General features: G+C 41.9%; 1 protein-coding gene. It reads left to right on the plus strand.

The annotated features are described in order from the left end of the window. A partial coding sequence (locus ACED41_RS21495) for an ISAs1 family transposase (protein ID WP_371725665.1) occupies nt 1-315 on the plus strand: 315 nt, incomplete at its 5' end. Between the last annotated feature and the right edge of the window lie 1,151 nt (nt 316-1,466).

Raw genomic sequence — 1,466 nt, forward strand, 5'->3', positions numbered from 1 at the left:
GTGAACAACGGAAAAGGAAGTGTAGACACCTCATATTACATAAGCTCTATGTCGCCGAATCACAAAATGCTAGGCCACTACATTCGTCAGCATTGGCGTATTGAAAACAGCCAGCATTACGTATTAGATGTTGTTTTTAAAGAGGATTACTCACGGATCACGCTAGATGGTGCTGTAGAAAATATAGCGTTGTTTAGACGCTTTGTGATGAACATGCTGAAGCAATGCGAATGTGGTGCACCAAGCCAAAAAGTGAAGTTGAAGAAGGCTGCTTGGAACGATGATTATCGGGCACGAGTCTTCTTTGGGTTATAAATTGAACAAAGTGTGCTCGCGCCCTGGGTGTTCTGGTAGGCGTCTTCCTTTGGCGTGATCCGGTTGTAGTGGTTCACTAAAACTGGCCACTGATATAGAGTTTCCCCATATTTTTATTTATGCGAACAAGGAAGACACTGATGGCATTCGTAACTCATAATTGCACTAAAATGAACCAGATAGGGATTGAACTCAGGTTCAAACTCAGGAACTTACCTTTCCTGATGCCTAGAGTTCTAACTTTGTCCCCAAACTTCTAGACCACTAGAGACTGGTCTTCAATCACAGCTACGCACGAATACGTTGTTTAAGTGTTTCTAAGCTATTTAATAGTCGATAACCAAATGGAAGTTCTTCAGTGATAACGTGCCTTGATTAGGAAGCAATGTGTGTTTGCACGGTTTGCACCTGAAAAATTGGATTTATACTGTATTATATACTTATTTTTCAGTTGGTTAAGTAATGTGTTTGGGATATGCTGAAAGTATGGGTTCGTGCCTGCACGATATTAAAATGTTATGTTTACTTGTATTTCAATGGCTTAAATATCTTAGGCTTTAGTTCTTTGTCCCTTAGGCAATTCGTCCCTAATAGACTCAGCAAACCCGTATTGTCGGCCTAAATTCTTGAATCACTCAGGCCGTAAAACATGCCAATATTCGTGGGTTGCTTCATTGTCAGGTCGAGCTGGCTAGATTCAAGTTTATCTGGCTTTAAGTCGCTTCTAGGTTCTTTGCCAATTAGCATCCTACCTTGGCAGTTGCCTCGGCAATTTACCATTGTTTGGCGCTGTTGTGAGAAGAGACGAGGGCACTTGTTGAATGTAAGTCAGGTTGCCTCATTGGGCAGGGAAGTGTTCATACTTGTTTTAGGTTGGCCGCATTTGGTGGCCAAGCTTGTTTCTAGATTGTGGTTTGGTTCAGAAATCTAGTCCAAAATGGTAGTTCTTTCTCAAGAAAGTCAGTCACTTGTGGTAAAACATAACAAAGCATTTAAGACGGATTCTCAACGCTTGGCAATTTCAGCTTAGGTCAGCTTCAGTGCTAAAAGTGGCAAGGTTTAGGTTTGGGTGGTTGCGTTGTTCACCACTTAATGCGGCTACATGGATTCCCCCGGTTGTCAAACATCCGCTAAACTTATGTTGATGGGTT

Source organism: Vibrio sp. 1F255, assembly GCF_041439145.1.
In the GTDB taxonomy this organism is placed as follows: Bacteria; Pseudomonadota; Gammaproteobacteria; order Enterobacterales; family Vibrionaceae; genus Vibrio; species Vibrio crassostreae_C.